Origin of the sequence: Candidatus Infernicultor aquiphilus (assembly GCF_002784285.1) — a bacterium.
Lineage (GTDB): Bacteria > Atribacterota > Phoenicimicrobiia > Phoenicimicrobiales > Phoenicimicrobiaceae > Infernicultor > Infernicultor aquiphilus.
The window spans coordinates 1-989 of the sequence record NZ_PFKO01000275.1 but is presented as its reverse complement, the minus strand read 5'-3'; the positions used below and the strand labels follow the sequence as shown (position 1 = coordinate 989).

General features: G+C 32.9%; 1 protein-coding gene. It reads left to right on the top strand.

Going from position 1 to position 989, the window contains the following annotated elements; all coding sequences use genetic code 11:
* Positions 1–15 precede the first annotated feature (15 nt).
* Positions 16–989 (top strand): hypothetical protein (locus COZ07_RS07420; protein WP_406607937.1); only part of this gene is annotated, 974 nt, incomplete at its 3' end.

Here is a 989-nt window from a genome sequence, read left to right as displayed (position 1 = left end):
ATCCCTCAAGAGGATTTGCAGGAGAAAGACAGGGTGGAGTCTCTAATGCTTTATGGTGTCAGAAAAAATGGAAACATTCTTAGTTACTCTGAAAAAAAAGAACCAGAAATCGAAATAACATACAAAACTATTTCATCGAGGAAAGGCCCAACAATAATTCCAGAAAGACATGTTAAGTTTAGCAATGAAATTGTAACATATTTTCTCTTGGACCCATTTGGTAAACCCGAGAAAGTCAGGATGAACCCATTTGAGGTTACAAAAATATATGATATTAATCCCTCTTTTTATAATACTCTAGTTGTACGAAACCAAAATGAGAATAAGAACGTTGATTTTTCAGTCTTTTATGTGGATGTCCCTGATAAGTTTGTTTCCCAGAACTATTTTGATATAGAGAGAACTTCCCTTGGAAAGTTCTCAAGTTATATTCACAGCACTGGTAAAAGCTTAATTGTTGAAAATTTAATTGAGGAAACCCTTCCTCTCGGAGAATTTGGAGACATAATAGGTGTAAAAGTAGATGGAAATACCTTTGATATTCTGGAAAAGACAAGGCTTCAATTCACAAATAAGACGATTTTTGCAACATACAATGGCGATTTTTCTAATAGCCAGAATATTCAAAATTTTTTGAATCAATGCATTCTTTATGGCATATATCCCGAATTTCTTCGAGACGCATCTACGGGCGAGTTTCTTTATTATGAAAACTATTTTGCTCAAAACGGCAAAATTATAAAAGACGCAATTGATAAGATAAGCCTTTTAAACAAGGCAACTTTCACAAAAGAAAGCCTCGTCAATGATGCACGGATCGTTCAATTTGGTAAATATCCATTCGTGTTCTTTGTTATTTCTTACAATGGAGAGCTTAAGCTCAATTTAGAAAAGAGCCTTTTTAATAACAATAGTGATTTTACGATGCTAGATTACAATAACAATTCTGTTAATTTTACGATAAAGGATAATTCAATTAGTATGGATAT